Origin of the sequence: Streptomyces sp. NPDC057099, from assembly GCF_042671245.1 — a bacterium.
Classification (GTDB): Bacteria; Actinomycetota; Actinomycetes; order Streptomycetales; family Streptomycetaceae; genus Streptomyces; species Streptomyces purpurascens.
Genome location: NZ_JBHUTX010000060.1, coordinates 1 through 25622, shown reverse-complemented (window position 1 = coordinate 25622; position 25622 = coordinate 1). Strand labels below are relative to the sequence as shown.

The 25622-nt window shown below is 71.5% G+C and carries 26 protein-coding genes; 13 read left to right on the top strand and 13 right to left on the bottom strand.

Features of this window, described 5'->3' with window-relative positions; translation table 11 throughout:
* Nucleotides 1-52: 52 nt before the first annotated feature.
* Entirely contained in the window at nucleotides 53-2461 is a 2409-nt protein-coding gene (locus ACFT4A_RS38255; protein ID WP_382840088.1) for a GAF domain-containing SpoIIE family protein phosphatase, read from the top strand.
* A 207-nt stretch (nucleotides 2462-2668) separates the two neighbouring features.
* On the opposite strand, the gene ACFT4A_RS38250 is transcribed toward ACFT4A_RS38255, so the two are convergent.
* Together ACFT4A_RS38250 and ACFT4A_RS38245 are read right to left on the bottom strand one after the other, a co-directional pair.
* The gene (locus ACFT4A_RS38250) at nucleotides 2669-3148 is read right to left on the bottom strand and encodes a flavin reductase family protein (RefSeq protein WP_382840085.1); all 480 of its coding nucleotides are present in this window, start codon (nucleotides 3146-3148) and stop codon (nucleotides 2669-2671) included.
* Nucleotides 3149-3253: 105 nt separating this feature from the next.
* Nucleotides 3254-3952 (bottom strand): peptidoglycan-binding protein, encoded by a 699-nt coding sequence (locus tag ACFT4A_RS38245; RefSeq protein WP_382840084.1) that lies wholly within the window; start codon nucleotides 3950-3952, stop codon nucleotides 3254-3256.
* A 201-nt stretch (nucleotides 3953-4153) separates the two neighbouring features.
* On the opposite strand from ACFT4A_RS38245, the gene ACFT4A_RS38240 reads away from it, so the two are divergent.
* On the top strand, nucleotides 4154-4822 hold the full coding sequence (locus ACFT4A_RS38240; protein ID WP_382840137.1) for a TetR family transcriptional regulator: 669 nt from the start codon (nucleotides 4154-4156) through the stop codon (nucleotides 4820-4822).
* A gap of 153 nt (nucleotides 4823-4975) precedes the next feature.
* Nucleotides 4976-5389 carry a Zn-ribbon domain-containing OB-fold protein gene (locus ACFT4A_RS38235; RefSeq protein WP_382840081.1) on the top strand — a complete coding sequence of 138 codons (414 nt, stop codon included), beginning with the start codon at nucleotides 4976-4978 and terminating at the stop codon, nucleotides 5387-5389.
* Nucleotides 5390-5443: 54 nt separating this feature from the next.
* Here the strand turns inward: ACFT4A_RS38235 and ACFT4A_RS38230 are convergent, their stop codons facing one another.
* Both ACFT4A_RS38230 and ACFT4A_RS38225 read right to left on the bottom strand, forming a co-directional pair.
* Nucleotides 5444-5830, bottom strand: coding sequence for a PPOX class F420-dependent oxidoreductase (locus ACFT4A_RS38230; RefSeq protein WP_382840078.1), 387 nt, complete (start codon nucleotides 5828-5830; stop codon nucleotides 5444-5446).
* 43 nt (nucleotides 5831-5873) lie between these two features.
* Nucleotides 5874-7052 carry a MalY/PatB family protein gene (locus tag ACFT4A_RS38225; RefSeq protein ID WP_382840075.1) on the bottom strand — a complete coding sequence of 393 codons (1179 nt, stop codon included), beginning with the start codon at nucleotides 7050-7052 and terminating at the stop codon, nucleotides 5874-5876.
* 24 nt (nucleotides 7053-7076) lie between these two features.
* Between ACFT4A_RS38225 and ACFT4A_RS38220 the strand changes: the two genes are divergently transcribed.
* Complete coding sequence (locus tag ACFT4A_RS38220; RefSeq protein ID WP_382840072.1) at nucleotides 7077-8090, top strand: hypothetical protein; 1014 nt, start codon at nucleotides 7077-7079, stop codon at nucleotides 8088-8090.
* Nucleotides 8091-8207: 117 nt separating this feature from the next.
* The gene (locus ACFT4A_RS38215) at nucleotides 8208-9545 is read left to right on the top strand and encodes a S1 family peptidase (protein ID WP_382840069.1); all 1338 of its coding nucleotides are present in this window, start codon (nucleotides 8208-8210) and stop codon (nucleotides 9543-9545) included.
* Nucleotides 9546-9598: 53 nt separating this feature from the next.
* Here ACFT4A_RS38215 and ACFT4A_RS38210 read toward each other — a convergent pair whose 3' ends face one another.
* Both ACFT4A_RS38210 and ACFT4A_RS38205 read right to left on the bottom strand, forming a co-directional pair.
* Complete coding sequence (locus ACFT4A_RS38210) at nucleotides 9599-9784, bottom strand: hypothetical protein (RefSeq protein ID WP_382840067.1); 186 nt, start codon at nucleotides 9782-9784, stop codon at nucleotides 9599-9601.
* A 100-nt stretch (nucleotides 9785-9884) separates the two neighbouring features.
* Nucleotides 9885-11045 carry an ROK family protein gene (locus ACFT4A_RS38205; RefSeq protein WP_382840064.1) on the bottom strand — a complete coding sequence of 387 codons (1161 nt, stop codon included), beginning with the start codon at nucleotides 11043-11045 and terminating at the stop codon, nucleotides 9885-9887.
* Nucleotides 11046-11216: 171 nt separating this feature from the next.
* Here ACFT4A_RS38205 and ACFT4A_RS38200 point away from each other — a divergent pair, with 171 nt between their 5' ends.
* Genes ACFT4A_RS38200 through ACFT4A_RS38185 form a run of 4 tightly spaced genes read left to right on the top strand, consistent with a single transcriptional unit; the run spans nucleotide 11217 to nucleotide 15712 of the window.
* Nucleotides 11217-12182, top strand: a complete 966-nt coding sequence (locus ACFT4A_RS38200; RefSeq protein ID WP_382840061.1) for a carbohydrate ABC transporter permease — start codon at nucleotides 11217-11219, stop codon at nucleotides 12180-12182.
* An 18-nt stretch (nucleotides 12183-12200) separates the two neighbouring features.
* Entirely contained in the window at nucleotides 12201-13124 is a 924-nt protein-coding gene (locus ACFT4A_RS38195) for a carbohydrate ABC transporter permease (protein WP_382840059.1), read from the top strand.
* Between the two features lie 10 nt (nucleotides 13125-13134).
* On the top strand, nucleotides 13135-14484 hold the full coding sequence (locus ACFT4A_RS38190) for an ABC transporter substrate-binding protein (protein ID WP_382840056.1): 1350 nt from the start codon (nucleotides 13135-13137) through the stop codon (nucleotides 14482-14484).
* 28 nt (nucleotides 14485-14512) lie between these two features.
* Nucleotides 14513-15712, top strand: a complete 1200-nt coding sequence (locus tag ACFT4A_RS38185; protein ID WP_382840053.1) for a Gfo/Idh/MocA family protein — start codon at nucleotides 14513-14515, stop codon at nucleotides 15710-15712.
* Nucleotides 15713-15739: 27 nt separating this feature from the next.
* Here the strand turns inward: ACFT4A_RS38185 and ACFT4A_RS38180 are convergent, their stop codons facing one another.
* From ACFT4A_RS38180 to ACFT4A_RS38160, 5 genes are all read right to left on the bottom strand, one after another.
* Nucleotides 15740-16435, bottom strand: coding sequence for a L,D-transpeptidase family protein (locus tag ACFT4A_RS38180; protein ID WP_382840051.1), 696 nt, complete (start codon nucleotides 16433-16435; stop codon nucleotides 15740-15742).
* A gap of 173 nt (nucleotides 16436-16608) precedes the next feature.
* Complete coding sequence (locus tag ACFT4A_RS38175) at nucleotides 16609-17394, bottom strand: SDR family NAD(P)-dependent oxidoreductase (RefSeq protein WP_382840049.1); 786 nt, start codon at nucleotides 17392-17394, stop codon at nucleotides 16609-16611.
* 28 nt (nucleotides 17395-17422) lie between these two features.
* Nucleotides 17423-18337, bottom strand: coding sequence for an SDR family oxidoreductase (locus ACFT4A_RS38170; RefSeq protein ID WP_382840046.1), 915 nt, complete (start codon nucleotides 18335-18337; stop codon nucleotides 17423-17425).
* 90 nt (nucleotides 18338-18427) lie between these two features.
* Nucleotides 18428-19057, bottom strand: coding sequence for an MBL fold metallo-hydrolase (locus tag ACFT4A_RS38165; protein ID WP_382840044.1), 630 nt, complete (start codon nucleotides 19055-19057; stop codon nucleotides 18428-18430).
* Nucleotides 19057-20145 carry an S-(hydroxymethyl)mycothiol dehydrogenase gene (locus ACFT4A_RS38160; protein WP_382840041.1) on the bottom strand — a complete coding sequence of 363 codons (1089 nt, stop codon included), beginning with the start codon at nucleotides 20143-20145 and terminating at the stop codon, nucleotides 19057-19059. The genes ACFT4A_RS38165 and ACFT4A_RS38160 overlap by 1 nt, the downstream gene beginning before the upstream one ends.
* 182 nt (nucleotides 20146-20327) lie before the next feature.
* Here ACFT4A_RS38160 and ACFT4A_RS38155 point away from each other — a divergent pair, with 182 nt between their 5' ends.
* The 3 genes from ACFT4A_RS38155 (at nucleotide 20328) to ACFT4A_RS38145 (ending at nucleotide 23503) form a co-directional block, all read left to right on the top strand.
* Nucleotides 20328-22082 (top strand): ABC transporter ATP-binding protein, encoded by a 1755-nt coding sequence (locus tag ACFT4A_RS38155; RefSeq protein WP_382840039.1) that lies wholly within the window; start codon nucleotides 20328-20330, stop codon nucleotides 22080-22082.
* A 124-nt stretch (nucleotides 22083-22206) separates the two neighbouring features.
* On the top strand, nucleotides 22207-22572 hold the full coding sequence (locus tag ACFT4A_RS38150) for a nuclear transport factor 2 family protein (RefSeq protein ID WP_382840036.1): 366 nt from the start codon (nucleotides 22207-22209) through the stop codon (nucleotides 22570-22572).
* Nucleotides 22573-22693: 121 nt separating this feature from the next.
* Nucleotides 22694-23503, top strand: a complete 810-nt coding sequence (locus ACFT4A_RS38145; RefSeq protein WP_382840033.1) for a bifunctional 5,10-methylenetetrahydrofolate dehydrogenase/5,10-methenyltetrahydrofolate cyclohydrolase — start codon at nucleotides 22694-22696, stop codon at nucleotides 23501-23503.
* On the opposite strand, the gene ACFT4A_RS38140 is transcribed toward ACFT4A_RS38145, so the two are convergent.
* Together ACFT4A_RS38140 and ACFT4A_RS38135 are read right to left on the bottom strand one after the other, a co-directional pair.
* On the bottom strand, nucleotides 23504-24502 hold the full coding sequence (locus ACFT4A_RS38140) for a CU044_5270 family protein (RefSeq protein WP_382840031.1): 999 nt from the start codon (nucleotides 24500-24502) through the stop codon (nucleotides 23504-23506).
* A 263-nt stretch (nucleotides 24503-24765) separates the two neighbouring features.
* Nucleotides 24766-25317, bottom strand: a complete 552-nt coding sequence (locus tag ACFT4A_RS38135) for an RNA polymerase sigma factor (protein ID WP_382840029.1) — start codon at nucleotides 25315-25317, stop codon at nucleotides 24766-24768.
* Between the two features lie 105 nt (nucleotides 25318-25422).
* On the opposite strand from ACFT4A_RS38135, the gene ACFT4A_RS38130 reads away from it, so the two are divergent.
* A partial coding sequence (locus ACFT4A_RS38130) for a cbb3-type cytochrome c oxidase subunit I (protein ID WP_382840026.1) occupies nucleotides 25423-25622 on the top strand: 200 nt, incomplete at its 3' end.

Sequence of the window (25622 nt, the reverse complement as noted above, 5' to 3'; positions counted from 1 at the left end):
CGCGAACGCACCCGGGATCCGTGCTGACAAGGCAGTCTTCGAACGGGCCCGGATGTGCGATGCTCAACGCGTGACGAGCGAGCCCGTGAGGCCGGCGCAGCCCGGTGCCGCACCGGACCTGGTCGAACTGGCCAAGATCGTCGCCCGGCAGCGCGCCGAGCTGGACCGGCTGCGCGACCAGGCGGCGATGTCCGCTGTCGTGGAGCGGGCCACGGGCGCGGAGATGGCGCTGACCGGGTGTTCCGCGGACGCGGCCGGCGAGCGGTTGCTCCAGCGGGCCAAGGCGGCCCGTCACACCCTGCTGGAGGAGTGCTGGATCACGCTCGGGAGCCTGGCGCCGGCCGCGCCCGATCCGGGCGAAGCACCTGGTCCCGTCGGGACCGCGGGCCCCGAGTCCGCGGTGCCGGAGAAGACGACCACGCCGGACGACGTCGCCGCCGCCCTGGCCCGCCTCGGCCAGGCACTGGTACGGGTGCCGACACCGCACGACCTCGCCCGGTGTCTGCTGGAGCATCTCGGGCCGGACATGGCGGCGGACGCGGTCATGCTCTTCGCCCGCAGGCCCGACGGCGGCCTCGAACTGATCGGGCACGCCGGCATCGAGGACAAGCTGGCCGCCCAGTGGAGCCAGGTGCCGCCGCTGAGCGGGATCGCGGCGCTGGACGCGCTGCGCGCCGGTGAGCCGCGCTGGCTGGAGGACTTCGCCTCGGACGCCCGGCGGTACCTGCTGATCGGGGAGCCTCCCGAGCAGTGGCGGTCGCGTGCCTGGCTGCCCGTGACCGGAGCCGGTTCGGCCGAGGTCTGCGTGGGCGTGCTGCGCGGCCGAGCCGGGTCGTTCACGCCCCGCGACCGTGCTCATCTGCGGGGCGTCGCCGGGCTGTGCGCCGGGCGGCTGCGCGCCTTCGACGCGCCGCCGGAGCGGTCCGCCGACGCCGCCACGGACGTGGTGCAGACGCTGTTCGACGCGCTGCCCCTCGCGGCGATGCTGCTCACCCCGCTCAGCGCCGCGACGGGCGAGACCGAGGACTTCCGGGTGGAGGCCGCGACCGCTCAGGCGGGCGACCTGCTGGGCCGTCCCGGTGAGGAACTGGCCGGGCGGCGGCTGCTGGAGTTCCGGCCCGCCCTGGTGGGCGAGCCGCTGTGGTGGGGCTGCGTGCACACGCTGACCACCGGGGAGCCGTACGAGAGCGAGCCGTTCGCGCACGAGGAGGTGCTGGCGGGCATCGCCGCGCTGTCCACGTACTCGGCGCGGGTGGCACGGCTGGGCGACGCACTGGTCGTCAGCTGGGTCCGGCACGGCTCCTCCGACCGGCAGGAGCAGCGGCTCGCGGATCTCCAGCGGCTGGGCAACCTCGGCTGGGCGAACTGGAACCTGGCGACGCTGGAGGCCTCCTGGTCGTCGCAGGTGTTCGCCATCTTCGGCCGGGACTCGGCGGACGGCCCGGTGGGGCTCGCCGGGCTTCCGGAGCTCGCGCTGCCCGAGGACGCGCCGGCGCTGACCCGTGCCGTCCGCGGACTCGTCGAGGACGGGCGGGCGTTCGACCTGCCGTTCCGCATCAGGACGTCCGGTGTCATCCGGCATCTGCGCCTGGTGGCCGAGGCCGTGGCCGACACGCACGGCACGCCCGTCGAAGTGCACGGTGTCGTGCAGGACATGACCGCCAGGCGGCGGGCGGAGCTGGCCCTGGTCGAGAGCGAGCAGGCGATCCTCACGCAGAACGACGTACTCCGGGCCGAGCGGACCCTGGCGTCCCGGCTTCAGCACGCGCTGCTGCCGATGGCCAACCGGCCGGTGCAACTGGCGGGACTGCGTGTCGAGGTCGCCTATCTGCCCGCCCAGTCGGGTGTGCACGTCGGCGGTGACTGGTTCAGCGCCGTGGAACTGCCCGACGACGGCGCGCTGCTGGTGGTCGGCGATGTCGCCGGGCACGGTGTCGGCGCCGTCGCCACGATGGCCCAGCTCCGCTTCACCGCGAAGGGCATGGTCATCACCGGCTCGTCGCTGACCGGCGCGCTCGCCCGGCTGAACACGCTGCTGCTGCACTCCCGCGACTCCCATGCGACGGCCACGATGGTGCTGGCCCGCTACAACCCCCGGCAGCGGCGCCTGGCCTGGGCCCAGGCCGGGCATCCCCCGCCCCTGCTGCTGCGGGACGGCGAGGCGCGGTATCTGCGCCGGCCCCGCGGCATGGTGCTCGGGGCGACCTCCACGCCGGTCTACGAGGAGGCGGAGTGCCGCCTCGAACCGGGCGACCGGCTCATCCTCTTCACCGACGGCCTGGTCGAGCACCCTCCGGACGGCATCGACCGGGGTCTGGAGCGGCTCGCCGAGGCCGTGGCGGCTCCGCACACCGACGGGCCCGGGTCGCTCGGGCCGTTGCTCGCGCAGATGTTGCCGGAGGAGCGGAGGGACGACGTGTGCGTCGTGGACGTCCGGGTTCCGAGGGTGCCGGAACCGTAGGGGAAGGCCGCGTGCCCCGGGTCAGGAGTCACCACGGTGCCGCCAGTACCACCACAGGCCCACGAGCAGGGCCAGCAGGAACAGGGTGGGCAGCACCAGACCCGGTATGCGGGAGCCGTTCATGGGCCCAGGGTGAAGCCCGTCGCCTCCGCCGTACGGCTCCTTTTCCCAGCCGTTGCCCGGCGTTCGAAATGCGGGGTCGCGAGATCAGTCGACCGGGTGACCGGGCGCGATGGTGTGGGCGTCGGAGAGGCGCAGCAGGGGACCGTCGTACGCCTCCTGTCCGCCCCATTCGACCGGGTCGAGAACGAAGCCGACGTGGTCACCGCCCCCGGCACGCGTCACGATCCGGCCGACGAACCAGGCCGGCACGTCCTCCAGGACGACGGCCCCGCCGTACGACTCCCGCGACCGCAGCCCCTGGAACTTGTCCGTCCGGTCGCCGGTCCGCCCGCCGAACAGCTCGGCGAGGCCGCGTTGTTCACGGGCGAGCAGATGCACGGCCAGCACCTCGGCGTTCCGGGCCACCCGGAAGGTGTGGTTGAGCTCGGACAGCCACACCACGAACCGCACGGGCCGGATCGAGCACTGCGAGGCGAACCCGACCAGACAGCCCGCCCGTTCACCCGCGGCGGCGGCCGTGACCACGCACAGGTCGGGATCCAGTCGGCCGACGAACGCGTCCATGCCCACACCACTACTCCTCCACCACGGTGGCCGACGCCCCTCGGCATCACCTCACCATGCCGGGGGTGGGGGTGCCATCCCGGGGACAGAGGCAGGCAGTGCCCGTCAGCTCGTGTTCGGTGCCGTGCGGGATTCCAGTGCCGTGCGGGTGTCGTTGCCGTAGACGCCCGTTTCGTCGCCGCGGATGCCGTACCAGAGCTGGAAGCGGGCGACCGCGGCGGTCAGGGTGGGGTCGTAGCTGCCGCTGGTGGAGCCGTCGCGGTAGACGTCCGGGATGCGCAGGAGACGTTCCTGGAGTTCGGTCACCTCGGGGCCGCTGGATCCCTCGCGCAGGGTGCCGGGGCCGTCGGGGTCGGCCGGAGCCGCGGCGGGTGGGGTGGGTGTCGGTGTGGGGGTGGCGGCGGACGCGGTCGGGCGGGGTGCGGGGGCCGCGTTGTCCTCGGTCTTCTCGCCCCCGCGGAGCAGCAGCGCACCGCCGAAGCCGATCACCGCCGCCGCGACGACCGCCACCGCGATGGCGGCGCGACGCAGTCCGGATCCGGGGCGTGGTGCGGCACGGCTGTCGCGGCGGGCGCGCGCGACCGGCGGGAGTTCCTGCGTCAGGGCCTCGGAGCCGGGCGGAGGTGCCGGCAGAGAGACGGATTCATAGCCGCCGGACTCAGGGCCGCCGGATGCGGAGGCCGTCTGCTCCCGGTACTCCCGCATCAGTTCCGCCAGCGCGTCGGTGCGGCGGGGCCGCAGGACGCGGATGGGTTCCAGGGCCGGGCCGTCGTGCGGCTGCCGGGGCTCGGACGGTGTCGACACGTTGCCCTCCTTCCGTCCGGGCTCGCAGGCGCCCGTCTTCGAGGATCGTTCCGCCGCTAGATACGCGGCTGCCGCGCCAGGAGTTCAGAGAGCACTCAGTTCCTCCCTATGACTGCACTGAGTGCCATGAGCGGCCTTTCGGGTGCTACGTTCCAGCCCATGAGCTCCGAGAAAGCCGACCTCGGGAACGGAAAGCCGCCCATGCGGGACGCCCTGGTGGCGGCGGCCTTCCAGTTGTTCCTCGAGCGGGGTTACGAGCAGACCACCGTCGACGACATCGTGGCGCTCGCCGGCGTCGGACGGCGCTCGTTCTTCCGCTACTTCCCCTCCAAGGAGGACGTGGTCTTCCCGGACCACGAGCGCTGCCTGGCCGACATGACGGCCTTCCTGGCGGAGGGCTCCGATGACGACGAACCCGTGCGGCGGGTCTGCGACGCGGCCCGGCTCGTGCTGCGGATGTACGCCGAGAACCCGACGTTCTCCGTACAGCGCTACCGCCTGACCAAGCAGGTCCCCGGGCTGCGCGCCTACGAACTGTCGGTGGTGTGGCGCTACGAGCGCGCCCTCGCCGAGTATCTGCGCCGGCGTTTCGCGGCCCGCCGGGACGGGACCCTGCAGGCCGACGTGATCGCGGCGTCGGTGGTCGCGGCACACAACAACGCGCTGCGCTCCTGGCTGCGTTCGGACGGACAGGACGAGGCGAGCGCCACGGTGGACCACGCGCTGGCGTACGTGCAGTCCGCGTTCGGCGGTGCGCCGGCGCCCGTGGCGGAACCGAAGCCGGAGGACGTGGTGGTGGTCGTCTCGCGGCGCGGAGCGCCTTTGTGGCGGGTGGTGCAGGAGATCGAGTCGACCCTGGGGCAGGCCTGAGGGTCCGCACATTTGAGGGTACGGAGTGCCTTTACGAGTGGCACTGAGTGCCATACGCTGTGCTGCGTGCACGGTGGCACGGCGAACCGGGCACGCGTGTGCGCGGGGGACCGCGCACCCGGGATTCCGCCCGAGTGCAGGGAGTTGACCAGCGTGTACCACCACTCAGGAAGCGTCGCTCAGCAGACAGCCGGCTCCTCGACGGGTCTCCTCGACCCGAGGGGCCAGGACACGGATGCCATCCTCTTCCAGCGCTGCACCTGGTGCGGCACCGCCATGTTCCACCGCCTGCTGTGTCCGGTCTGCCGGGGCAGCGACCTGCGGACGGAGCGCAGCGAGGGCACGGGCACGGTGCGCCACTCCACGGTGGTGCACCGCAACACGCCCGCGGCCCGCAATGTGTCCATGGTCGAGATGGCCGAGGGGTTCGTCGTGCGCGGCCGGGTGATGGGCCCGCCGATCGGCATCCACAGCGGGGACCGGGTGCGGCTGTCCACGGCCAAGGACCCGGTCCGGGGCGAGCCGGTCTTCCAGCTGCTCGACGAGCCGTACCGGGCCTGGAGCTGACCGCCCTTCACTCTGCGAGCCGGCCGGGGAATTCGGAGAGGTCCCGGGGCGATCTCAGGGTGCGAGCACGATCCGCAGACCCACGGTGGCGTCCAGGCCCCGGCGCAGCCGGCTGCCGAGCAGGGTGAGCCGGCCCATGAGGCCGTACTTGCGGGCGATCAGCTTCCGGTAGCGGGCGGTGGTGGCCGGGTCGCAGATCTCCGCCGTCGCGGGCACCTGCTCACCGGTGGGGTTGCCCCGCAGGTCACAGGGGCCGACCAGGACGTCGGCGCGGTTGCGGATCCGCTTGACCTTCCAGGAGTCGGCCACCGTCCAGGCGCCGAGCGCGTCCCCGTCGCGTACCACCCAGACGGGGGTGGCGACCGGCGTACCGTTCTTGCGGTAGCTGGTGATCAGCAGGTACTTGCCCGCGCCCAGTTCGTCCAGCGCACTGTCGTCCATGGCGGGCAGTGTACGAGCGTGACCGGCGCGGCGCGCCCCGGGGTCAGCGCAGCGCGGCGGCCGTTCTGCGCACCGCCTCCGTGATCACCTCCGGCGAGGTCGCCAGGTTGAGGCGGACGTGCCCGGCGCCGCCGGTGCCGAAGGGCAGGCCGGAGTTGTAGGCCACGCGGCCGCGGTGCAGGAAGACGTCCGCCGGGTCGTCGCCGAGGCCGAGCGCGCGGCAGTCGAGCCAGGCGAGGTAGGTGGCGTCGCCCGGGCGGTAGCGGATCGCGGGCAGGTGCTCGGCCAGCAGGTCCGCGAGCAGCCGCCGGTTGGTCTCCAGGCCGGTCAGCAGGGCGTCCAGCCAGGCACCTCCCTCGCGCAGGGCGGCGGTATGGGCGATGATGCCGACGTGGCTCGGGCCGTGCCCGACCTCCTCGGGCGTGCGCGCCAGGTCGGCGGCGGCCCCGGGTCCTGCGAGGGCGAGGGCGGCCTTGAGTCCGGCGAGGTTCCAGGCCTTCGAGGCCGACATCAGCGACAGGCCGCGCTCGGCGCCCGGCACGCTCAGATACGGCACGAAGTCCGTGCCGCCGATGACGAGCGGCGCGTGGATCTCGTCGGCGACGACCCGCACGCCGTACCGCTCGGCGAGCGCGGCCACGGCGGACAGCTCCTCCGCCGTGTGGACGGCGCCGGTCGGGTTGTGGGGGCTGCACAGCAGGTAGGCGGCCCGGCCCCCGTCCGAGACGACCTGCCGGAAGGTCTCCTCCAGGACACCGAGGTCGATCCGCCCGTCCGCCCCGAGCGGGGCCTCCACCACACGCCGGTCCATGTGCGCGACGAACTGGTGGAACGGCGGATACACCGGCGGGTTCACGACCACCGCGTCCCCGTTCCCGGTGACCAGCTTCAGCATCTCGACGACGCCCAGCATGACGTCGGGCACGATCGCGGTGCGCTCCACGGCGAGCCCGGACCAGTTCCACCGCTTCTCGGCGAAGGCGGCCAGCGCCCGCGCGTAGGCCGTGCCGGCGGGGTAGCCGGTGTCGCCGAGGTCGAGGGCGTCGGTGACGGCCCGCACGACGGGCTCGGCGAGCGGTACGTCCATCTCGGCCACCCACAGGGGCAGCACGTCCTCGGGGTAGGTGCGCCACTTCATGCTCGTGCGGCGGCGGAGGTGGTCGAGCGTGAGGGCTTCCAGGGGATTCGGTTCACCGGACGTCTCGTGCGGGATCCTGGTCATGGGCACACGATAGGGGGCTGTGCGGTGACCGGGAATCTTGCGGACGGGGTGCGGGGCGGGGCGGCGGGCCCGTTCCTGGAGATCGCCTGCGACGAGTCGGGGTCGGACGGCGAGAACCTCACCGGCGGGAACACGGACGTGTTCGCACACGCCAGTGTCTCGCTGTCCACGGCGTCGGCCGCGGCGGCCGTGCGGGAGATCCGGGACCGGATCCGGTCGCCCGCCGAGGAGTACAAGGCGAACCACCTGCTGCGGGAGAAGCACCGCGCGGTGCTGGAGTGGCTGCTGGTGCCCGAGGGGCCGATGCACGGGCGGGCGCGGGTGCATCTCATGGAGAAGACGTTCTTCGTGGTGGACCGGGCCGTCGGCCTGCTGCTGGACGACCCGGCAGCGGCCGTCGTCCTGTTCCGCGCGGGACGCCGGACGTTCGGGGAGGAGGGCTGGCGGGCGTTCCTGGAGGCGGCCAACCAGTTGCTGCGGGTCCGCAACAACGGAGAGCCGGGCGCCCCCGTCGAGGGGTTCTACGACACGGTCGACGCCCTGCGGCAGGCGCACCCGCGCACCGACGCCGGGCGGGTCCTGGACCGGCTCGCGGCGACCCGGACCCGCGCGGTGTCGTATCGGGCGGACTTCCTGGACGGACCGCCCCTGATCCCGGTGCTCAACCCGCTGCTCCCGGCAATCGTGCGGACGGCCGCACTGTGGAGCGGGGACGGGCGGGAGGTCCGTCTGGTGCACGACCGGCAGAACATGCTGACGCCCGACCGCATCGCGTGGCTCGAGGAGGCGGCGCTGCGGGCGGGGGTCGGCCTGGCCGGGCTGCGGCTCGTCGTCGCGCGCGAGGACGCGCGGGTGCAGGTGGCGGACTTCCTGGCCGGGATCGCCCGCAAGATCGCCTCCGACGAGCTGAACGGACGCGGGGACCCGGCGCTCACCGCCCTGCTGCGGCCCTACGTCGATCCGGCGTCGGTGTGGGGTGACACCCGCAGCCTGGCGCTGCTCGCCGCCCCGGCCGCTCCGGTCACCGGCCGGCGATGAAGAGATCACGCTCGCGCTGAACACGGCACGGCTCCGCTCCGTATGGAGAACAGGGCGCTCAACTCCAGGAGGGCCCCGTGGTGTTCGCACCGCGATGTTCGGGTTCGGGAGCCATGCATGAGGCACGCACGACGACGGGTCGTCCGGCGAGTGACACAGCTGGCGGCCGTCGGCGGACTCCTCCTCGGAGGAACGATGGTCACCACCGCTGTGGCGAGCGAGCCCCCCGACCCATCCGTCGGTGTCCCCTACTCGGCGAAGCCGGGCACGGGCATGGGCACCGACCTCGTGTCCCGGCTCGGGACCTCCCGCACGGCGGGCAGCTGGGTCGACGCGTCCGGGCGGCCGGTCGTCGCGGTCACCGACGAGAAGGCGGCCGCCGAGGTGAAGCGCGCGGGCGCCAAGGCGAAGATGGTGTCCCACAGCATGAGCGCCCTCAAGTCCGCCACGTCGACGCTGCGTTCGGCGCCGCGGGTGGCCGGGACCTCCTGGGCCCTGGACTACCAGAACAACCAGGTCGTGGTGCGGGGCGACCGCACGGTCTCATCGTCCGACTGGTCCCGGCTGACCGATGTCGCGGACGGCATCGGCGGCTTCGTGCGCATGGAGCGCACCGAGGGCACGTTCACGACGAGGATCAACGGCGCGGAGCCGATCCTGTCGACCGCCGGGCGCTGTTCGGCGGGCTTCAACGTGACCGACGGGACGACCGACTACATCCTCACGGCGGGGCACTGCGGACCCGACGGTTCCGTCTGGTTCTCCGACGACCGGGGCCGCGACCAGGTCGGCACATCGCTGAAGGGGAGCTTTCCCGGCGACGACTACTCCCTGGTGAAGTACGACAACGGCAAGGCGGGCAAGGGCGCGGAGGTCGTCGCGGTCGGCGAGGGCGAAGGGGTGCGGATCACGGGTGTGGCCGATGCCGAGGTCGGGGAGAAGATCTTCCGCAGCGGCAGCACCAGCGGGCTGCGCGAGGGTGAGGTGACCGCGCTGAACGCGACGGTCAACTACCCCGAGGGCACGGTCACCGGGCTGATCGAGACGAACGTGTGCGCCGAACCGGGCGACAGCGGTGGCCCGATGTTCGCCGACGGCATCGCGCTCGGCGTGACCTCGGGCGGCAGCGGGGACTGCAAGGCGGGCGGTACGACGTTCTTCCAGCCGGTGACGAAGGCGCTGACCGAGCTGGGAGTCAAGCTGATCGTGGCCAAGCAGGCCGGTGGCGCCGGGCCCGCTCCGTCGGCCTCGGGTGCCGCTTCGCCCGGCTCGTCGGCACCGGTGACGGGCGAGGACGTGGCGGGCCTGCTGACCCGCCTCACCGACCCGCGCAACGTCGGCCCCGGTCTGCTGGTGATCGCGGGCAGCCTCCTCGCCCTGGTGGCGACCCGCTGGATTCGCACGGAGCAGGACCGCAAGGCGTATCGGCAGTATTACGGGGCCACTTGGGGGTGATGGCTGCCGGGGCACGGGGGCGGGTCCGCTGTGTCAGCGGACCCTGATGACTCTCAGGCCGCCGGCACGGACTGCGGGGCCGCGGCGGCCCACTCCAGGACGAGCCGCCGGTACTCCTCGCGCTGCTCGACACTCAGTGTCCCGCCCGACCGGCGCCACAGGGCCCGGATCTCCTCGTTGACCTCGTCAGCCGATCGCTCGGATGAGGATTCAACAGTGGTGGACATGGTGTGAAGCATACGGTCCTGGACGTGAAGGCGATGTGAGTAATCACGAGCCAATCGGGCATTCCGGACAGTGTTGCTGATCACGTCCATCTCCCGGTAAACGTGAGCCTGTTCACGCTTCGGCTGATCCCAGGACCAGCACCTTGATAGCCAACACGGCCGCGCCGCGTGCCCAGTCGTGAAAATCGGACACCTTCGTCTCGAGGTCGACCGGTGCGGCCAGGGGATGCCGGTTGTCTCGGATGGTCTGCGCGACCGTCTCGCCCGCCACATCCATCAGCCCGACCCCCTCCCCCGCCAGCAGGATCTTCTGCGGCATCACGAAATTGGAGATCTGGGCCACGAGCGTGCCCAGGGCGCGTGCGGCCTCGCCGATGACCCGGGCGGGCATCGGCTCCCCTGCGGCGGCCAGCGCGAGGATCTCCTCGTAGGTCCGGTCGCGGCCGGTGGCGGCCTGGACCTGATAGCGGATGTTGGGGATGGTCAGCAGCGAGACGGCGCTGCCGCGCCGGCCGTCCGGGGTGAGCGGGCCGCTGGGGTCCACGATCCAGTGACGGCCGAAGCCGCGGTCCTCCTCGGCGCAGGACACCCGCTTGCCGCCCAGGACGAGCCCGTAGCCGATGCCGGCGCCGATGGTGAGGACGGCGAAGCGGTCCAGGCCGCGCCCGGCACCGAACCAGGTCTCGGCCTCGACGAGGGCGGCGACGTCGTTCTCGACGACCACGGGCAGTCCGGTCCGCTCCTCGACGAGTTCGGCGAGGGGGACGTCCCGCCACAGCAGGAAGGGGGACTCCCCGACCACGGCACGGTCCCGCACGAAACCGCCGACCCCGATGCCGATTCCGGCGAGCCGGGGGTGTTCGGCGGCCAGTTCGGCGGTCATCGCGCCGAGCAGGTCGGCGACCTCGGCGGGGTCGTGGGTGGTGAGCGGACGGTCGTGGCGGGCGACGATGTGGCTGCGGAGCGTGGTGACGACGCAGTAGACCGTGTCCTCGGTGATCTTGAAGCCGAGGAAGGACCCGGAGTCGGCGACGACGTCCAGCGGCTGTGAGGGGCGGCCCTGGCGGGCCTCCGCCGGTGCTCCGGCCTCGGCCACCTCGATCAGCAGGCTCGACTCGATCAGCGGTTTGGTCAGCCGGGTGAGACTGCCGGCCGACAGCCCCAGCCTCCGGGCGAGCTCGGTCCGGGACAGCGGGCCGTGGACGAGTACTTCGATCGCCACGGAGCGCTCCCCCGCGCTCAGCGGCAGCCAGCCGGCGGTGCCTGCGGTCATGTACGTCCGACTCCCCTCAGCCTTTTTTTCGCACTGAAACCAACATGACCACTCTAGGACGATGAAGGTTCCTGCGAAAAGATGTTTGCGCACCCCTTGACGCAGCAATTGTTTCGCGCCAAAAGTAAGTCCCGCCAGAGGACGAGCCGCCGTATGCGAGGGAGTCGCCCGATGACCATCGCCTCCAGCAGTCCTCCGTCGCGCCTGCCCGCGGGCGGCGCCGCGGAGGCACGCAGCAAACCCAGGACACGCAAGGCCGAGGTGGGGGACAACCGGGGAGACGGACGGCTGGCCGCGGTGTTCATCGCGCCGGCACTGCTCGGCTTCGTGGTCTTCCTGCTCTGGCCCACGCTCCGGGGCATCTACCTGAGCTTCACCCGCTACAACCTGCTGACACCGGCGGAGTGGGTGGGCCTGGACAACTACGTCCGCATGGTCAACGACCCCATCTTCTGGGACTCGCTGTGGGTCACCGTCGAGTACGTCGTCATCAACATCGGCGTGCAGACGCTCGCGGCGCTCGCCATGGCCGTCCTGCTGCAGCGGCTGACCCAGTCGGCGATGCTGCGCGGGATCGTGCTCACGCCGTACCTGATGTCGAACGTCGTGGCCGGCCTCGTCTGGCTCTGGATCCTCGACACACAGCTCGGCATCGGCAACGAGATCGTCAGCGCCCTCGGCGCCGACCGCATCCCGTTCCTCGCCGACGAGACCTGGGCCATCCCGACGATCGCGCTCATCAATGTGTGGCGGCACGTCGGATACACCGCCCTGCTGCTGTTCGCCGGTCTCCAGGCGATACCCAACGACATGTACGAGGCGGCCCGGGTGGACGGCGCGAGCGAGTGGCGGATGTTCTGGCGGATCACCATGCCGCTGCTGCGGCCGGTGCTCGCGGTCGTGCTGATCATGACCGTGATCGGGTCGTTCCAGGTGTTCGACACCGTGGCCGTGACCACCGCGGGCGGGCCCGCGAACGCGACCAACGTGCTCCAGTACTACATCTACGGCTCGGCCTTCGGGCGCTTCCAGTTCGGCTACGCCTCGGCCATGTCCGTCGCCCTGCTGGTCGTGCTGAGCGCGATCACGATCCTGCAGTACCGGCTCACCCGGGCCGGCCGGACCGACCTCGGCTGACGGAAGGGAGACACCGACATGGCCACCGTGACGACAACGACGCCTACGACCGTGCGACCGGCCCGGCGCAGGTTCTCCTTCGGGAAAGCCGCCGCCTGGACCGTGATGGGACTGATCGTCCTCATCACCATGCTGCCGTTCTACTGGATCCTGCGCACCGCGCTCTCCACCAACGCCGGCCTCAGCGCAGACCCGACCAACCCGCTGCCGGTGGACCTCACCACGAGCGGCTTCGAACGGGCCCTGGGCATGCAGTCGGCCGAGGAGGCCGTGAAACAGGGCGGCGCGGGCGGCGGGCTCGACTTCTGGCGCTATCTGCTCAACTCCGTGCTGGTCTCGACCCTGATCACCGGCTGTCAGATCTTCTTCTCCGCGATGGCCGCGTACGCCTTCTCTCGGCTGCGCTGGCGGGGCCGGGACAAGGTGTTCGGGCTGTTCCTGGCCGGGATGATGGTGCCGGCCATCTTCACCCTGCTGCCGAACTTCGTCCTCATCAAGCAACTGCACCTGATCGACACGCTCCTCGGCATCGCGCTGCCCACCATGTTCATGACGCCGTTCGCGGTGTTCTTCCTGCGGCAGTTCTTCATGAACATCCCCAGTGAGGTCGAGGAGGCCGCGCTGCTCGACGGCGCCGGGAAGATCAAGATCTTCTTCCGGGTGGTGCTGCCGATGGCGTCCACGCCGATCATCACGCTGGGCGTGCTGACGTACATCACCTCCTGGAACGACTACTTCTGGCCGCTGATGGTCTCCTACAGCGACAGCTCGCGGGTGCTCACCGTGGCGCTGGCGGTCTTCCGGGCACAGACCCCGGCCACCGGCGTCGACTGGTCCGGGCTCATGGCGGCGACGCTGATCGCCGCGCTGCCCATGCTGGTGCTGTTCGCCTGCTTCGCGCGCCGCATCGTCAGCTCCATCGGCTTCACCGGGATCAAGTAAGGGGACTGTGATGCGAATTCGACTTCGTCCGCTCGTCGCGGCGACCGGAGCGCTGGCGCTGTCCCTGGTCAGCGGATGCGCCCAGGGAGGCGCGGCCGGATCCTCCGCGAACACCGTCACGTACTGGCTGTGGGACGCCAACCAGCTCCCCGCCTACCAGGCCTGTGCCAAGGGGTTCGAGAAGGAGAACCCCGGGCTGAAGGTGAAGATCACGCAGCTGGGCTGGAGCGACTACTGGACCAAGCTCACCGCCGGGTTGATCGCGGGCACCGCGCCGGACGTGTTCACCGACCACATCCAGAACTTCGGCCAGTTCGTCGATCTGAAGGCCCTCGAACCGCTCGACGACCTCGGCATCGAGAACTCCGACTACCAGCCGGGCCTCGCCGCCAACTGGATCGGCAAGGACGGCCACCGCTACGGCGCTCCCAAGGACTGGGACACCGTCTCGCTGTTCTACAACTCGAAGATGACCGAGGAGGCCGGGCTCACCGCCGAGCGGATGGGCGAGCTGTCCTGGAACCCGAAGGACGGCGGCACCTTCGAGAAGGCCATCGCCCACCTCACGATCGACAGGAAGGGCAAGCGGGGCGACGAGCCGGGCTTCGACAAGAACAACGTCAAGGTGTACGGCCTCGCCACGGGCGGCGGCGGCTTCGGCGACGGCCAGACGCAGTGGAGCCCCTTCACGGGCTCCGCCGGGTGGAACTACCTGAACAAGGCGCGCTGGGGCACGAAGTACCAGTACGACAGCAAGACCTTCCAGTCGGTCGTCAAGTGGTACTTCGGCCTGGCGAAGAAGGGCTACATGCCGCCGCTGTCGGACTACAACATCCAGTCCAACCAGCAGAACACGCAGATCGCGGCGGGGAAGGCGGCCACGACGTTCGACGGGGCCTGGATGATCTCCACCTACACGGGCTTCAAGGGCCGGGACATCAAGACCGCCGCGACACCGGCCGGACCCACCGGCAAGCGCGCCACCATGATGAACGGCCTCGCCGACTCCATCACGAAGGCGTCCAGGAACAAGGCGGGCGCCAAGAAGTGGGTGGCGTATCTGGCCTCGGACGAGTGCCAGACCGTCGTGGGCAAGTACGGCGTCGTCTTCCCCGCCACCGCGGCCGGGACCGAGGCCGCCGTCGCCGCGTACCGGAAGAAGGGCATCGACGTCTCGTCGTTCACCGAACCCGTGGCCGACAAGAAGCGCTTCCGGACGTTCTCCTACCCGATCGCCAGCTACTCCGCGGACATGACGGCGCTCATGCAGCCGGCGATGGAGGACATCTACGGCAACGGAAAGCCCGTCAGCAGCCTCGACCAGACCAACGACCAGATCAACCTGATCCTCTCGCAGTGATCACCCGCACAGTGAAGGGCATGCTCCTATGACGTTCTCCCTCGGCATCGTCGGCGCCGGACAGTTCTCGGGCCAGTTCGCCACCCTGTTCCAGGCCCACCCCGGCGTCGGCGACGTCTACGTCACCGACCTGCTGCCCGAGAGGGCCGAACAGCTCGCCTCCGCCCAGGGGCTGGCGGGCACCTTCCCTTCGTACCAGGCCATGCTGGAGTCGGAGGACGTCGACGCGGTCGCGATCTTCACCCAGCGCTGGACGCACGGCCCGCTGGTGCTCCAGGGCCTCAACGCCGGCAAGCACGTGTACTCCGCGGTCCCCATGGCGATCAGCACGGAGGAGATCGCGGCGATCATCGACACGGTCAAGGCCACCGGCCTGACGTACATGATGGGCGAGACCAGCGAGTACAACCCGGCGACCGTCCACGCCCGCAACCAGATCGCCGAGGGCGCCTTCGGACGGCTCTTCTACGCCGAGGGCGACTACGTCCACGACATGGATCTGGGCTTCTACGAGGCCTACCAGTACAGCGGCGGCGAGAACTGGAAGGCCACCGCCAGCTATCCCCCGCTGCTGTACCCGACGCACGCGATCGGCGGCGTGCTGGGCGCCTGGCAGACGCACGCCGTCAGCGTGTCGGCGATCGGTGTCCTCGACGACCGGGGCGACGGCGTCTTCGACAAGGACATCAGCCAGTTCGGCAACGACTTCTCCAACGCCACCGCGCTGTTCGAGGTCGCCGGCGGCGGCTCGTTCCGTACGAACGAGTTCCGGCGGGTCGGCTACCCCTCGCACATCCGTGAGTCGCGCTTCCGCTTCTTCGGCACCGAGGCGAGCATGGAGCAGCTCGCCACGGTCGCCCTGTGGCAGGACAAGCAGGGGGTGAAGGACATCAGCGAACTGCTGGAGCCCAAGCCCACCATGGCTCCCGACGACCCGTCGCTGCAGCACATCGCGCCGGAGCTGCGGGCCGCCTTCACCTCCGGGTCGGCGCCCGTGCACGACCGGGAGCGGCTGCCGAGGGAGTTCGACAACCTCCACAACGGCCACGAGGGCAGCCACCACTTCCTGGTCGACGACTTCGTGACCGCCGTCAACTCGCGCACCCTGCCGTCGGTGAACGCGTGGGTGGCCGCCCGCTACACCCTGCCCGGCATCATCGCGCACGAGTCCGCGCGGCAGGGCGGGGTACGGCTGGAGATCCCGGACTTCGGGGACGCGCCCCAGTAGGGGACCGTGCGGGCCGGGTGCCTGGGATCAGGTGCCCGGCTTGCGGCCGTACACGAAGACGTCATCGCCCTTCTTCAGCAGCGACCAGTACTTCTTGGCGTCGGTCTTGGTCATGTTGACGCAGCCGTGCGAGCCCGGCGGGTTCCACACGCTGATGCCGACCGAGTGGAAGGCCTGGCCGCCGTCGAAGAACTGGGCGTAGGGCATCGGCACGTCGTAGATGGAGGAGACGTGGTCGATGTTGCGCCAGTAGATCTTCTTCAGGCCCGTGCGGGTCTCGTCGCCGTTGCGGCCGGTGCGGACCGGGACCGGACCGTAGACGAGCTTCTTGCCGTCCTGGATCCAGCTCAGCTGGAGGGTCAGGTTCACACAGGCGATCCGGCCCTTGTTGACCGGGCACTTGCCGTCCTTGTTGGGGTTCGTCCCGACGGCCTTCTGCTTCTGCATCAGGTCCATCACGCCCCAGGTGACGGGCCCGGCGTAGCCGATGTTCGGGGAGATCCCGTGCTTGGTCTGGAAGGCGCGGATGGCCTTGCAGTCGGCGGCGGACTGCTTGCCGTCGACCGGACGGCCGAGGAACTTCTCCACCTGCTTCTGATGCGGGCCGGTCTGCGTGGTGCAGCTCGCCGCCTGCGCCGGGGTGGCGCCGAGCGCGAGTGTGAGCGGTGTCACCAGGCCGGTGATCCCGAGTGCGACGGCTCCCCGTCTGCGTACGTCCCCCATGGCTCGTCATGCCCTTTCGCGGAGTTGGTCTGCGGTGTTCTGCCAGCTAGACGGGCGAAGGGGGGCTTCGGTTGTGCGGGGATCCGGCCTGCGACGAAACGGTGACATACCTCACCGCGCGGCGACCGGGCGTGCCGGGCGTCGCGACACTGCGGAGATCCGCCAGAAGGGCCCTAGGGGCGCAGGGCGTCGTGGAAGGCCGTGTTGACGGCGGTGAGGCCGCCGTCGACGGTCAGGGTGGTGCCGGTGATCCAGGAGGCGTCGGGGGAGGCGAGGAAGGTGACGGCGGCCGCGATGTCCTCCGGTTCGCCGACCCGGCCCAGGGGGTAGAGCCGGCGCAGCGCTTCCAGGTCCTCGTCGCGGCCCTCCCAGGCGGTGGTGCGGACGGTGCCCGGCACCACCAGGTTGACGCGGACACCGCGCGCGGCGGCGTGACCGGCGAGGGTGCGGGTCAGGGAGCCCAGGCCGGCCTTGGCGGCGCTGTAGGCGTGGTTGCCGAAGTCCTGCAGGCCGTTGACGGAGCCGATGGAGACGACAGCGCCGCGCCCGGAGGCGGCCAGGTGCGGCAGCGCGGCACGGCAGCAGCGGTACGCGCCGGACAGGGTGACGTCGAGGTCGCGCGCCCACGACTCGTCCGGTTCGTCCTCGAAGAGGGGCGCGTCGGGCGAGCAGTGGGCGGCGCTGTTGACCAGCACGTCGAGCGAGCCGAAGGTGTCGACGGCGTGGGCGACGGCGGCCTCGACCGCCGCCCGGTCGGCGACGTCGCACGCGCGCCCCTCCGCGGTGAATCCCTGGTCCCGCAGGGCCCGCGCGGTCCGTGTGGCCGCGGCCGGGTCCTGGTCGGCCACCAGGACCCGGGCGCCCTCCCGCGCGAACCGGCGGGCGGTGGCGGCACCGATGCCGCGTGCCCCGCCGGTGATGAGAACCCCGTACCCCTCGAAGCGCCTGGTGTCCGTCATGGGCCGAAGGTACTGCCCCGGGGGTGACTCAGCGGTAGCCGTCGGTGTCGGCCGGCTTGCCCGCGTCCTGGACCTCGACCAGGTAGCGCCAGGCGTCCGGGCGGCTGCCGTCGAGGTCGGTGAAGCCGTACACCTGGGCGAGGCCGCCGCTGGAGAGGGACCGGCCGTTCCAGCGCGCCACGTCCGGGTCGGCGGCGAGCGCGGCCACGGCCCGGCCGACGTAGCGCGGGGTCTCCGAGATGGCGAAGTGGGGGACGCGCTCCAAAGCGTCGCGCCAGTTGTCCTCCCGTACGCCGAAGGTTTCCAGCATGAGTTCCGAGCGCAGCCAGCCGGGGGTGAGGGCGACGGCGGTGGCGCCGCGCGGACCGAGTTCGTGGCCGAGGGAGAAGGCCATGCGCAGGACGGACGCCTTGGCGAGGTCGTAGAAGAAGTTCACGCGGTAGTTGTCGCCGTTGTAGTCGGCGGTGCCGTCGGTGACCTCGACGACCAGGCCGCCGGGGTGGCGCAGCAGCAGGGGCAGGGCGTGGTGGCTGGTGATCGCGTGTGTCTCGACGGCGAGCCGGAGCAGGTGCAGGCCGTTGTCGAGGTCGTGCTCCCAGACCGGGACGTCCCACCCGAAGAGCTTCTCGCCGCCCCAGATGTCGTTGACGAGGACGTCGAGGCGGCCCTGCTCGCCGTCGATCCGCTCCACGAGCGTGCGGACCTGCGCCGGGTCGAGGTGGTCGGTGGGTACGGCGATGCCCTGTCCGCCGGCCTCGGTGACCAGGTCGGCGGTGTCCTCGATGGTCTCGGGCCGGTCGTACTCCGAGCGGCGGCTGCGCGTGCTGCGTCCGGTGACGTAGACGGTGGCGCCCGCCGCGCCGAGTTCCACCGCCATGCCCCGTCCGGCGCCCCGGGTCGCACCGGCGACCAGTGCGACCTTGCCCTTCAGCGGAGCTGACATGTCCTACCTCCCGTTGCCGTGAATGCGTGGTGCTTCGAGAGTGACGGGTAATCCGGACATCTTCTGTCGCCTTTCGCCGGCGACACGCGGTCAGTGGCCCCGGGCGATCCACTCCTGCAGTTGCGGGGCCTCCGCGCCGATGGTCGTGGGGTCCCCGTGGCCGGTGAGGACCTTCGTCTCGGGCGGCAGCGTGAGCAGCCGGTCGCGGATCGAGTCGATGATCGTCGGGAAGTGCGAGAAGGACCGGCCGGTGGCGCCGGGGCCGCCCTGGAACAGCGTGTCGCCGCTGAAGACGGTGGCAAGACCCGGGTCGTAGAGACACACCGCGCCGGGCGCGTGCCCCGGGGTGTGCAGGACCCGCAGGTCGGCGCCGCCGGCCTCGATCGTCTGGCCGTCGACCAGCCAGGCGTCGGGCTCCCGCTCCGGGTGGGTCTGCTTCCACAGCGGCAGATCGTCGTGGTGCAGCCAGATCGTGGCCCCGGTGCGCTCGGCGAGGGCGGGGGCGGCGTCGATGTGGTCGTTGTGGGCGTGTGTGCACACGATCGCCGTGAGCCGGCGGTCCCCGACGGCCCGGGCGATGGCGTCGGCGTCGTGGGCGGCGTCGATGACGATCGCCTCGTGGTCGTCGCCGACGATCCACACGTTGTTGTCGACGTCCCAGCTGCCGCCGTCGAGGCTGAACCGGCCGGAGGTGACGAGGCGTTCCACTCGGGTGGTCATCAGAACACCACCACCGAGCGCAGCACGTCGCCGTGGTGCATCCGCTCGAACGCCTTCTCCACCTCGTCGAGCTGGATGGTCTCGGTGACGAACGCCCCGAGGTCCAGGCGCCCTTGCAGATGCAGGTCGATCAGCATGGGGAAGTCGCGGGAGGGCAGGCAGTCGCCGTACCAGCTCGACTTGAGCGATCCGCCGCGGCCGAAGACGTCGAGCAGCGGCAGCTCGAGCTTCATGTCCGGGGTGGGCACACCGACGAGGACGACCGTGCCGGCGAGGTCGCGGGCGTAGAAGGCCTGCTTGTACGTCTCCGGGCGGCCGACCGCCTCGATGACGACGTCGGCGCCGAATCCGCCGGTGAGCTCGCGGACGGCCTCGACCGGGTCGGTCTCGCGCGAGTTGACGGTGTGGGTGGCGCCCATCGTCCGGGCGGTCTCGAGCTTGCGGTCGTCGATGTCGACGGCGATGATCCGTGCCGCTCCGGCCAGCTGCGACCCGGCGACGGCCGCGTCACCGACACCGCCGCAGCCGATGACGGCGACCGTGTCGCCCCGGCCCACGTTGCCGGTGTTGATCGCGGCGCCGATGCCGGCCATGACGCCGCAGCCGAGCAGCCCGGCCACCTGCGGGGCGACCTCCGGGGCGACCTTGGTGCACTGCCCGGCCGCGACCAGCGTCTTCTCGGCGAAGGCGCCGATACCGAGGGCCGGGGAGAGCTCCTGGCCCGTCGAGGCGAGGGTCATCTTCTGCTCGGCGTTGTGGGTGTCGAAGCAGTACCAGGGCCGCCCGCGCAGACAGGCCCGGCACTTCCCGCACACCGCACGCCAGTTGAGGATCACGAAGTCGCCGGGCTCGACGTCGGTGACGCCGTCGCCGACCGCCTCGACCACGCCCGCGGCCTCATGGCCGAGCAGGAACGGGAAGTCGTCGCTGATGCCGCCCTGCTTGTAGTGCAGGTCGGTGTGGCACACCCCGCAGGCCTGGACGCGCACGACCGCCTCTCCGGGGCCGGGGTCGGGCACCACGATCGTCTCGATCCGCACCGGCTCGTCCTTGCCGGGTGCGATCACACCGCGTACTTCCTGCGCCATGGCGCTGACTCCTTCGTCGGCCGGGGTCCGTCCCTTCCGACCCTACGCGCGACTGATCGGTAAGGGGCGGGGATCGGCCACCTCAGACGCATGATCACGATTTCCCCCGGTGGCGAAAGGCCGGACATGGCACGAGTCCCGCGCCGTAGCCTGAACGCTCCGCCCGACGCCGAAGGAGCGACGTGAGCCTCGCAGCGACCGATACCGCCGTGCCTCCCTGGCGGCTGCTCCTCGGATACGTCCGGCCGCACCGCTGGTCCCTGGCCGCCGGTGCCGTGCTCTCACTGGTCACCGGGGCGACCGGGCTGCTGCTGCCGCTGGTGGCCAAGGGGCTGATCGACGATCTGTCGCACGACCGGGCCATCACCGGAGCGCTGCTGGCGATGTCGGCGCTGGTCCTGGCCAACGCGGTGGTGGGGGCACTCGGTTCGTACGTGCTGCAGCGCACCGCCGAGTCGGTGGTGCTCGGGGCGCGGCGCGCGCTGTCGTCGTATCTGCTGCGGCTGCGGATCACGGCCGTGGACCGCAGCGAACCCGGGGACCTGATGGCCCGCATCACCTCCGACACCACGCTGCTGCGCCAGGTCACCACCAACTCGCTGGTCGGTCTGGGCACGGGCGGTCTCACCCTCGTCGCGACGATCGTGATGATGGGCCTGGTGGATCCCGTGCTGCTGGGCGTCACGCTGGCCGTGATCGCGGGCGCGGGGGTGCTCCTGGGCGTGATCGTGCCGCGCATCAACAAGGCGAGCCGGCGGGCGCAGGACGCGGTGGGTGTCATGGGTGCCTCGCTGGAGCGGGTCCTCGGCGCCCTGCGCACCGTGAAGGCCTCGGGTGCCGAGCACCGGGAGGAGCACACACTGCACGAGGCGGCGCGGGAGTCCTGGCGGCAGAGCGTGCGGGCCGCCAAGTGGTCGGCGGCCGCGGGCAACACGGCGGGGCTCTCCATGCAGATCGCCTTCATCACGGTGCTCGCGGTGGGCGGCGCCCGCGTCGCGACCGGCGCCGTCGACGTGGGCACGCTCGTCGCCTTCCTGCTCTACGTCTTCTACCTGATGTCCCCGATACAGCAGGTCGTCGGCGCCGTCACGCAGTACCAGACGGGCGCCGCGGCCCTCACCCGCATGCAGGAGGCGCTGCTCCTGCCCGCCGAGCCGTCCTCCCGGTTCGCGCCGCTCCCCTCCCCCGGCGCACAGCCCGCCGCCCTCGCCTTCGACGACGTCCGCTTCCGCTACGCCGACGACCTGCCGTACGTCCACCACGGCGTGACGTTCGCCGTGCCCGCGCAGGGCATGACGGCGTTCGTGGGCCCGTCCGGCGCCGGCAAGACCACCGTCTTCTCGCTGATCGAGCGGTTCTACGACCCCGACTCCGGCGTCATCACGCTGGACGGCCGGGACCTGTACGACTGGGAACTGCCCCGACTGCGCGCCTCGATCGGCTATGTGGAGCAGGACGCGCCGGTCCTGTCGGGCTCCCTGCGGGACAACCTGCTGCTGGGCAATCCGGACGCGGACGAGGACGCCCTCGCGCGGGTGCTGAAGACGACCCGTCTCGACGGCCTGATCGCCCGGCTGCCCGCAGGGCTCGACACGCTCGTCGGGCACCGCGGCACCAAACTGTCGGGCGGTGAGCGGCAGCGTGTCGCCATCGCCCGCGCGCTGCTGCGCCGCCCCCGGCTGCTGCTGCTCGACGAGGCGACCTCGCAGCTGGACGCGGTGAACGAGGCGGCGCTTCGGGACACCGTCGCGGATGTGGCCCGTACGACCACGGTCCTCGTCGTGGCGCACCGGCTGTCGACGGTGACGATGGCCGACCGGATCGTGGTGATGGACGCGGGCCGGGTCCGGGCCGTCGGCACGCACCGCGAACTCGTCACCGCCGACCCGCTCTACGCGGAGCTGGCGGCGACCCAGTTCCTGGCCGCGGCCGACTGAGCCGTCGTCCCGGGGCCGGTGGCCCGGCTGCGCTTGCCGAGCCCGGCGGGCGGGAGGAGGCTCGGGGGTGAGGCTACTCGCGGCCCGCACCCCGTCGGGCCGCGGCCCTGCGAAGGAGGTCATCATGGGAACCGCGGCAGACCCCGCCTTCGACCGAGACACCCTGCGCCGGGGCGTGGAGGGACAGACCCCGGAGATTCTGCTCTCCCTCTACGCCGACGACGCGGAGCTCCGCATCGTGGACCGCACGACCCAGCCCAGCCACCCCAAGGTCCTGCACGGCCGGGAGGAGATCGGCCGGATGCTGGAGGACGTCTACAGCCGCGACATGACACACAAGATGGAGCGGTGCGTCGTCCAGGGCGACGAGGCCGCCTACAGCGAGAGCTGCGAGTACGCGGACGGCGTGCGCGTCCTGTCCGAGTCCATGATCTCGCTGCGCGGCGGCAAGATCACCGAGCAGACCCTGATCCAGGCCTGGGACGAGTAGGAGCGACACCGTTGGGGTGGGGCCGGGCCGTGATTGGCGCTGAGGTGCCACCGGGGAGCGGCCCCGCGGAGTCGGATGCCGTGCGCCTGGGCGAAGCAGCACCCCAGCCCAGGAGTGGATCATGTCCCAGGCACGGCTGGGGGCAGCCGACCTCACCGAGCGGACGGGCACGGCACCGTGTCTCGCGACGGTGCTCGTCGGCGAGGATCCCGCGTCCGTCACCTACGTCCGTATGAAGCAGAACCGCTGCCGCAAGGCCGGTGTCACCTCGCGGCATGTGACGCTGCCCGCCGCCACGACCACCGGGGAACTCGTCGGCACGCTCGAGGCGTTGTCCGCCGACCCGGGTGTGCACGGCATCCTCCTCCAGCACCCCGTCGGCGAGCACATCGACGAGCGGGCCGCGTTCGAGGCGATCGCGCCCGGGAAGGACGTCGACGGCGTCACCTTCGCCTCCTTCGCGACGATGAGCTTCGGCCTGCCGGGCTTCGTGTCCTGCACGCCCGGCGGGATCATGCGGCTGCTCGACGAGTACGGCGTCGACCCGGCCGGGAAGCGGGCCGTGGTCGTGGGCCGCAGCGCGATCCTCGGCAAGCCGGTCGGCATGCTGCTGCTCGCCCGGGACGCCACCGTCACGTACTGCCACTCGCGCACCCGGGACCTGTCCGCCGCCGTGCGCGAGGCGGACATCGTGGTGGCCGCGGTGGGACGGCCCCGGCTGATCCACGGCCGGGACATCAAGCCCGGCGCCGTCGTCATCGACGCCGGGTACAACGCCGGCAACGTGGGCGATGTCGACTTCGACTCCGCCGTGGAACGGGCCTCGCTGATCACTCCGGTGCCTGACGGGGTCGGCCCGATGACGATCGCCACGCTGCTGGAGCAGACCGTGGACGCCGCGGCCCGGCAGCTCGGTCTGCCCGGGGTGTGATCAGCGCATCCAGGCGCTGTACGACATCACGTCCCCCTTCTTGACGCCGTACTCCGGTTCGTCGGCGGTGAAGGTGCTCTCCAGGCCGAGGACGTCACCGGTGGCCGGGTCCGCGATCAGCATGTGGCGGACACCGGAGCCGTCGTACACGTACGCCTGGCCGCGCCGGCCCAGCCGGTCGGTCACCCGGCCGACCGGCCGCAGTCCCTCGGCGTCGGCCAGGAGCCGGGCGAGCGCCGCGGTCTCCCGGGCGCCGAGGGTCCAGTGGTCGAGCAGTACCTCGACGGCGTCCAGCAGTTGGGGCGTGGTCAGCGGCCCGTCGAGGTACTGGGCCTCCGTCAGATAGGCGCGCAGCCGTGCGGGGTCGCGCGGCGGAGGGGACTGGGGCGGTGCGTCGCTCCAGCTCGGCGGGTAGGTCCGGTCGCTGATGACGTGTCCGTCGTCGACGAGGTGGGGCTCGCCGTCCGCGTCGGAGAGGACGGGACGGCCCGGATGCCTCGGGTCGGTGGCCACGACGAGCTCGGTGTGGCCGGCATCGGCCTGCCAGCGCACGATGCGTTCCTCGGGCAGGGTGATCGGGGGCTTGTCGTCCGACATGCCCAGGCTCCAGGACTGCACGTGCGTGCCCTTGCGCAGGCGGGGCGAGCCGTCGGCCGCGGCCTGCTCGGCACGTTCGGCCAGCAGGTCCAGGGGGACGGGGGCGGAGCCGGTGTGCACCACCAGCGGGCGCGGTGCGGCGACCGCCGGTGTGGTGTCCGGGCCGCTCAGCACGAGGGTGAGGGTCAGCGCGGCGACGACGACGGTGGCCACCAGCCCCCAGGCCAGCCGGATCCGGCCCGGACCCGGCAGCAGCCGGTCCCGCAGTCGGCCGGAGGGCCGCTTACGCAGCAGACGCGCGAGCCGGCGCTCCGCGTCGTGGTCCAGGGGGCCGTCGCCGAGGTGGGGGCCGTCGTGCGGCACCGGATTGGCGCTGCGCAGCAGTTCGAGTTCGTCAGCCATGGCCGTGTTCCTTCGGGGCGGTCATGTGGGCGGCGGGCAGGGGGCACGGGGCGCCGGCCTCGCCGGCCGTAGGAGCCTCGCTCGGGGCGGAGCCGTGGGCGGCGCGGGCGGGACGCGGGACAGGCCGACGGCCCGTCGGCGACGGCGGATACGAGGCACCCGGCCGGCTTTCACCGACCGTCACGTCCCCGCTCCTCGGGCAGCCGTGGGCCGCGCAGGCGCGGCGCCCCCTGCGCAGGCCTTCGGTCGTCGCACGCGACGGGTCAGTCATCGTCCCGCCCTCCCACAGCGTGCGCGTCGGCCTTGGCGCGCTCGGGGGCCATGCGGTCGATCTCGGTTCTCAGACGGCGGCGGGCCCGGTGCAGCCGCATCGCGGCGGCCCTGCTGCCGCAGCCCAGGGCGACCGCGACCTCGTCGACGCCGAGTTCCTCCCAGGCCGTCAGGCGCAGCACCTCCTGGTCGGCCGCGGAGAGGCGGGACAGTGCCTCGTGGACCCAGGCGCCGGGGGTGTCGGCCTCGGGGCCCATCGCGATGTGCCGCCCGTGCGCGGTGTCGTCGTTGCCGAGCCGGTCGACGAGCCGGCGGCGGCGTCCGTGGCCGCGTACCGCGTTGGCCAGGCAGTTGCGTGCCACGCCGTACAGCCAGGGCAGCGGGGAGGGCGGCAGGTCGGCCCGGCGCCGCCAGGCGACCGTGAACACCTCCGCCACCACTTCCTCCACCTCACCGGCCCGCCCCTCCAGTCGCCGTGCGACATAGCGGCTGACCGCCCAGTAGTGCTCGCGGTAGGCAGCGGCGAAGATCTCGTCGTTGCTCATGTCCCGTTCGTGTCCGGCACCTTCTCGATCGTCACACCCGTTTTCGTGATCCTCGTCGCGCCCCCGCAGTGTGACGCCCGGGCGGGGCTCGGACACAGGCGGGGTATGAAGCACCTCAAGTGGCTGACGACCACGGATCACAAGACGATCGGCACGATGTACCTGATCACATCGTTCGCGTTCTTCGTCATCGGTGGCGTGATGGCGCTGTTCATGCGCGCCGAGCTGGCCCGGCCGGGTCTGCAGATCATGTCGAACGAGCAGTTCAACCAGGCGTTCACGATGCACGGCACGATCATGCTGCT

Coding starts and splice junctions, on each gene's coding strand:
- ACFT4A_RS38255 (WP_382840088.1), top strand. CDS start 53: ATGTGCGATGCTCAACGCGTGACGAGCGAGCCCGTGAGGCCGGCGCAG.
- ACFT4A_RS38250 (WP_382840085.1), bottom strand. CDS start 3,148: ATGGACGCGTTCGTCGGCCGACTGGATCCCGACCTGTGCGTGGTCACG.
- ACFT4A_RS38240 (WP_382840137.1), top strand. CDS start 4,154: ATGCGGGACGCCCTGGTGGCGGCGGCCTTCCAGTTGTTCCTCGAGCGG.
- ACFT4A_RS38230 (WP_382840078.1), bottom strand. CDS start 5,830: ATGGACGACAGTGCGCTGGACGAACTGGGCGCGGGCAAGTACCTGCTG.
- ACFT4A_RS38225 (WP_382840075.1), bottom strand. CDS start 7,052: ATGACCAGGATCCCGCACGAGACGTCCGGTGAACCGAATCCCCTGGAA.
- ACFT4A_RS38215 (WP_382840069.1), top strand. CDS start 8,208: ATGAGGCACGCACGACGACGGGTCGTCCGGCGAGTGACACAGCTGGCG.
- ACFT4A_RS38210 (WP_382840067.1), bottom strand. CDS start 9,784: ATGCTTCACACCATGTCCACCACTGTTGAATCCTCATCCGAGCGATCG.
- ACFT4A_RS38205 (WP_382840064.1), bottom strand. CDS start 11,045: ATGACCGCAGGCACCGCCGGCTGGCTGCCGCTGAGCGCGGGGGAGCGC.
- ACFT4A_RS38200 (WP_382840061.1), top strand. CDS start 11,217: ATGACCATCGCCTCCAGCAGTCCTCCGTCGCGCCTGCCCGCGGGCGGC.
- ACFT4A_RS38195 (WP_382840059.1), top strand. CDS start 12,201: ATGGCCACCGTGACGACAACGACGCCTACGACCGTGCGACCGGCCCGG.
- ACFT4A_RS38190 (WP_382840056.1), top strand. CDS start 13,135: ATGCGAATTCGACTTCGTCCGCTCGTCGCGGCGACCGGAGCGCTGGCG.
- ACFT4A_RS38185 (WP_382840053.1), top strand. CDS start 14,513: ATGACGTTCTCCCTCGGCATCGTCGGCGCCGGACAGTTCTCGGGCCAG.
- ACFT4A_RS38180 (WP_382840051.1), bottom strand. CDS start 16,435: ATGGGGGACGTACGCAGACGGGGAGCCGTCGCACTCGGGATCACCGGC.
- ACFT4A_RS38175 (WP_382840049.1), bottom strand. CDS start 17,394: ATGACGGACACCAGGCGCTTCGAGGGGTACGGGGTTCTCATCACCGGC.
- ACFT4A_RS38170 (WP_382840046.1), bottom strand. CDS start 18,337: ATGTCAGCTCCGCTGAAGGGCAAGGTCGCACTGGTCGCCGGTGCGACC.
- ACFT4A_RS38165 (WP_382840044.1), bottom strand. CDS start 19,057: ATGACCACCCGAGTGGAACGCCTCGTCACCTCCGGCCGGTTCAGCCTC.
- ACFT4A_RS38160 (WP_382840041.1), bottom strand. CDS start 20,145: ATGGCGCAGGAAGTACGCGGTGTGATCGCACCCGGCAAGGACGAGCCG.
- ACFT4A_RS38150 (WP_382840036.1), top strand. CDS start 22,207: ATGGGAACCGCGGCAGACCCCGCCTTCGACCGAGACACCCTGCGCCGG.
- ACFT4A_RS38145 (WP_382840033.1), top strand. CDS start 22,694: ATGTCCCAGGCACGGCTGGGGGCAGCCGACCTCACCGAGCGGACGGGC.
- ACFT4A_RS38140 (WP_382840031.1), bottom strand. CDS start 24,502: ATGGCTGACGAACTCGAACTGCTGCGCAGCGCCAATCCGGTGCCGCAC.
- ACFT4A_RS38135 (WP_382840029.1), bottom strand. CDS start 25,317: ATGAGCAACGACGAGATCTTCGCCGCTGCCTACCGCGAGCACTACTGG.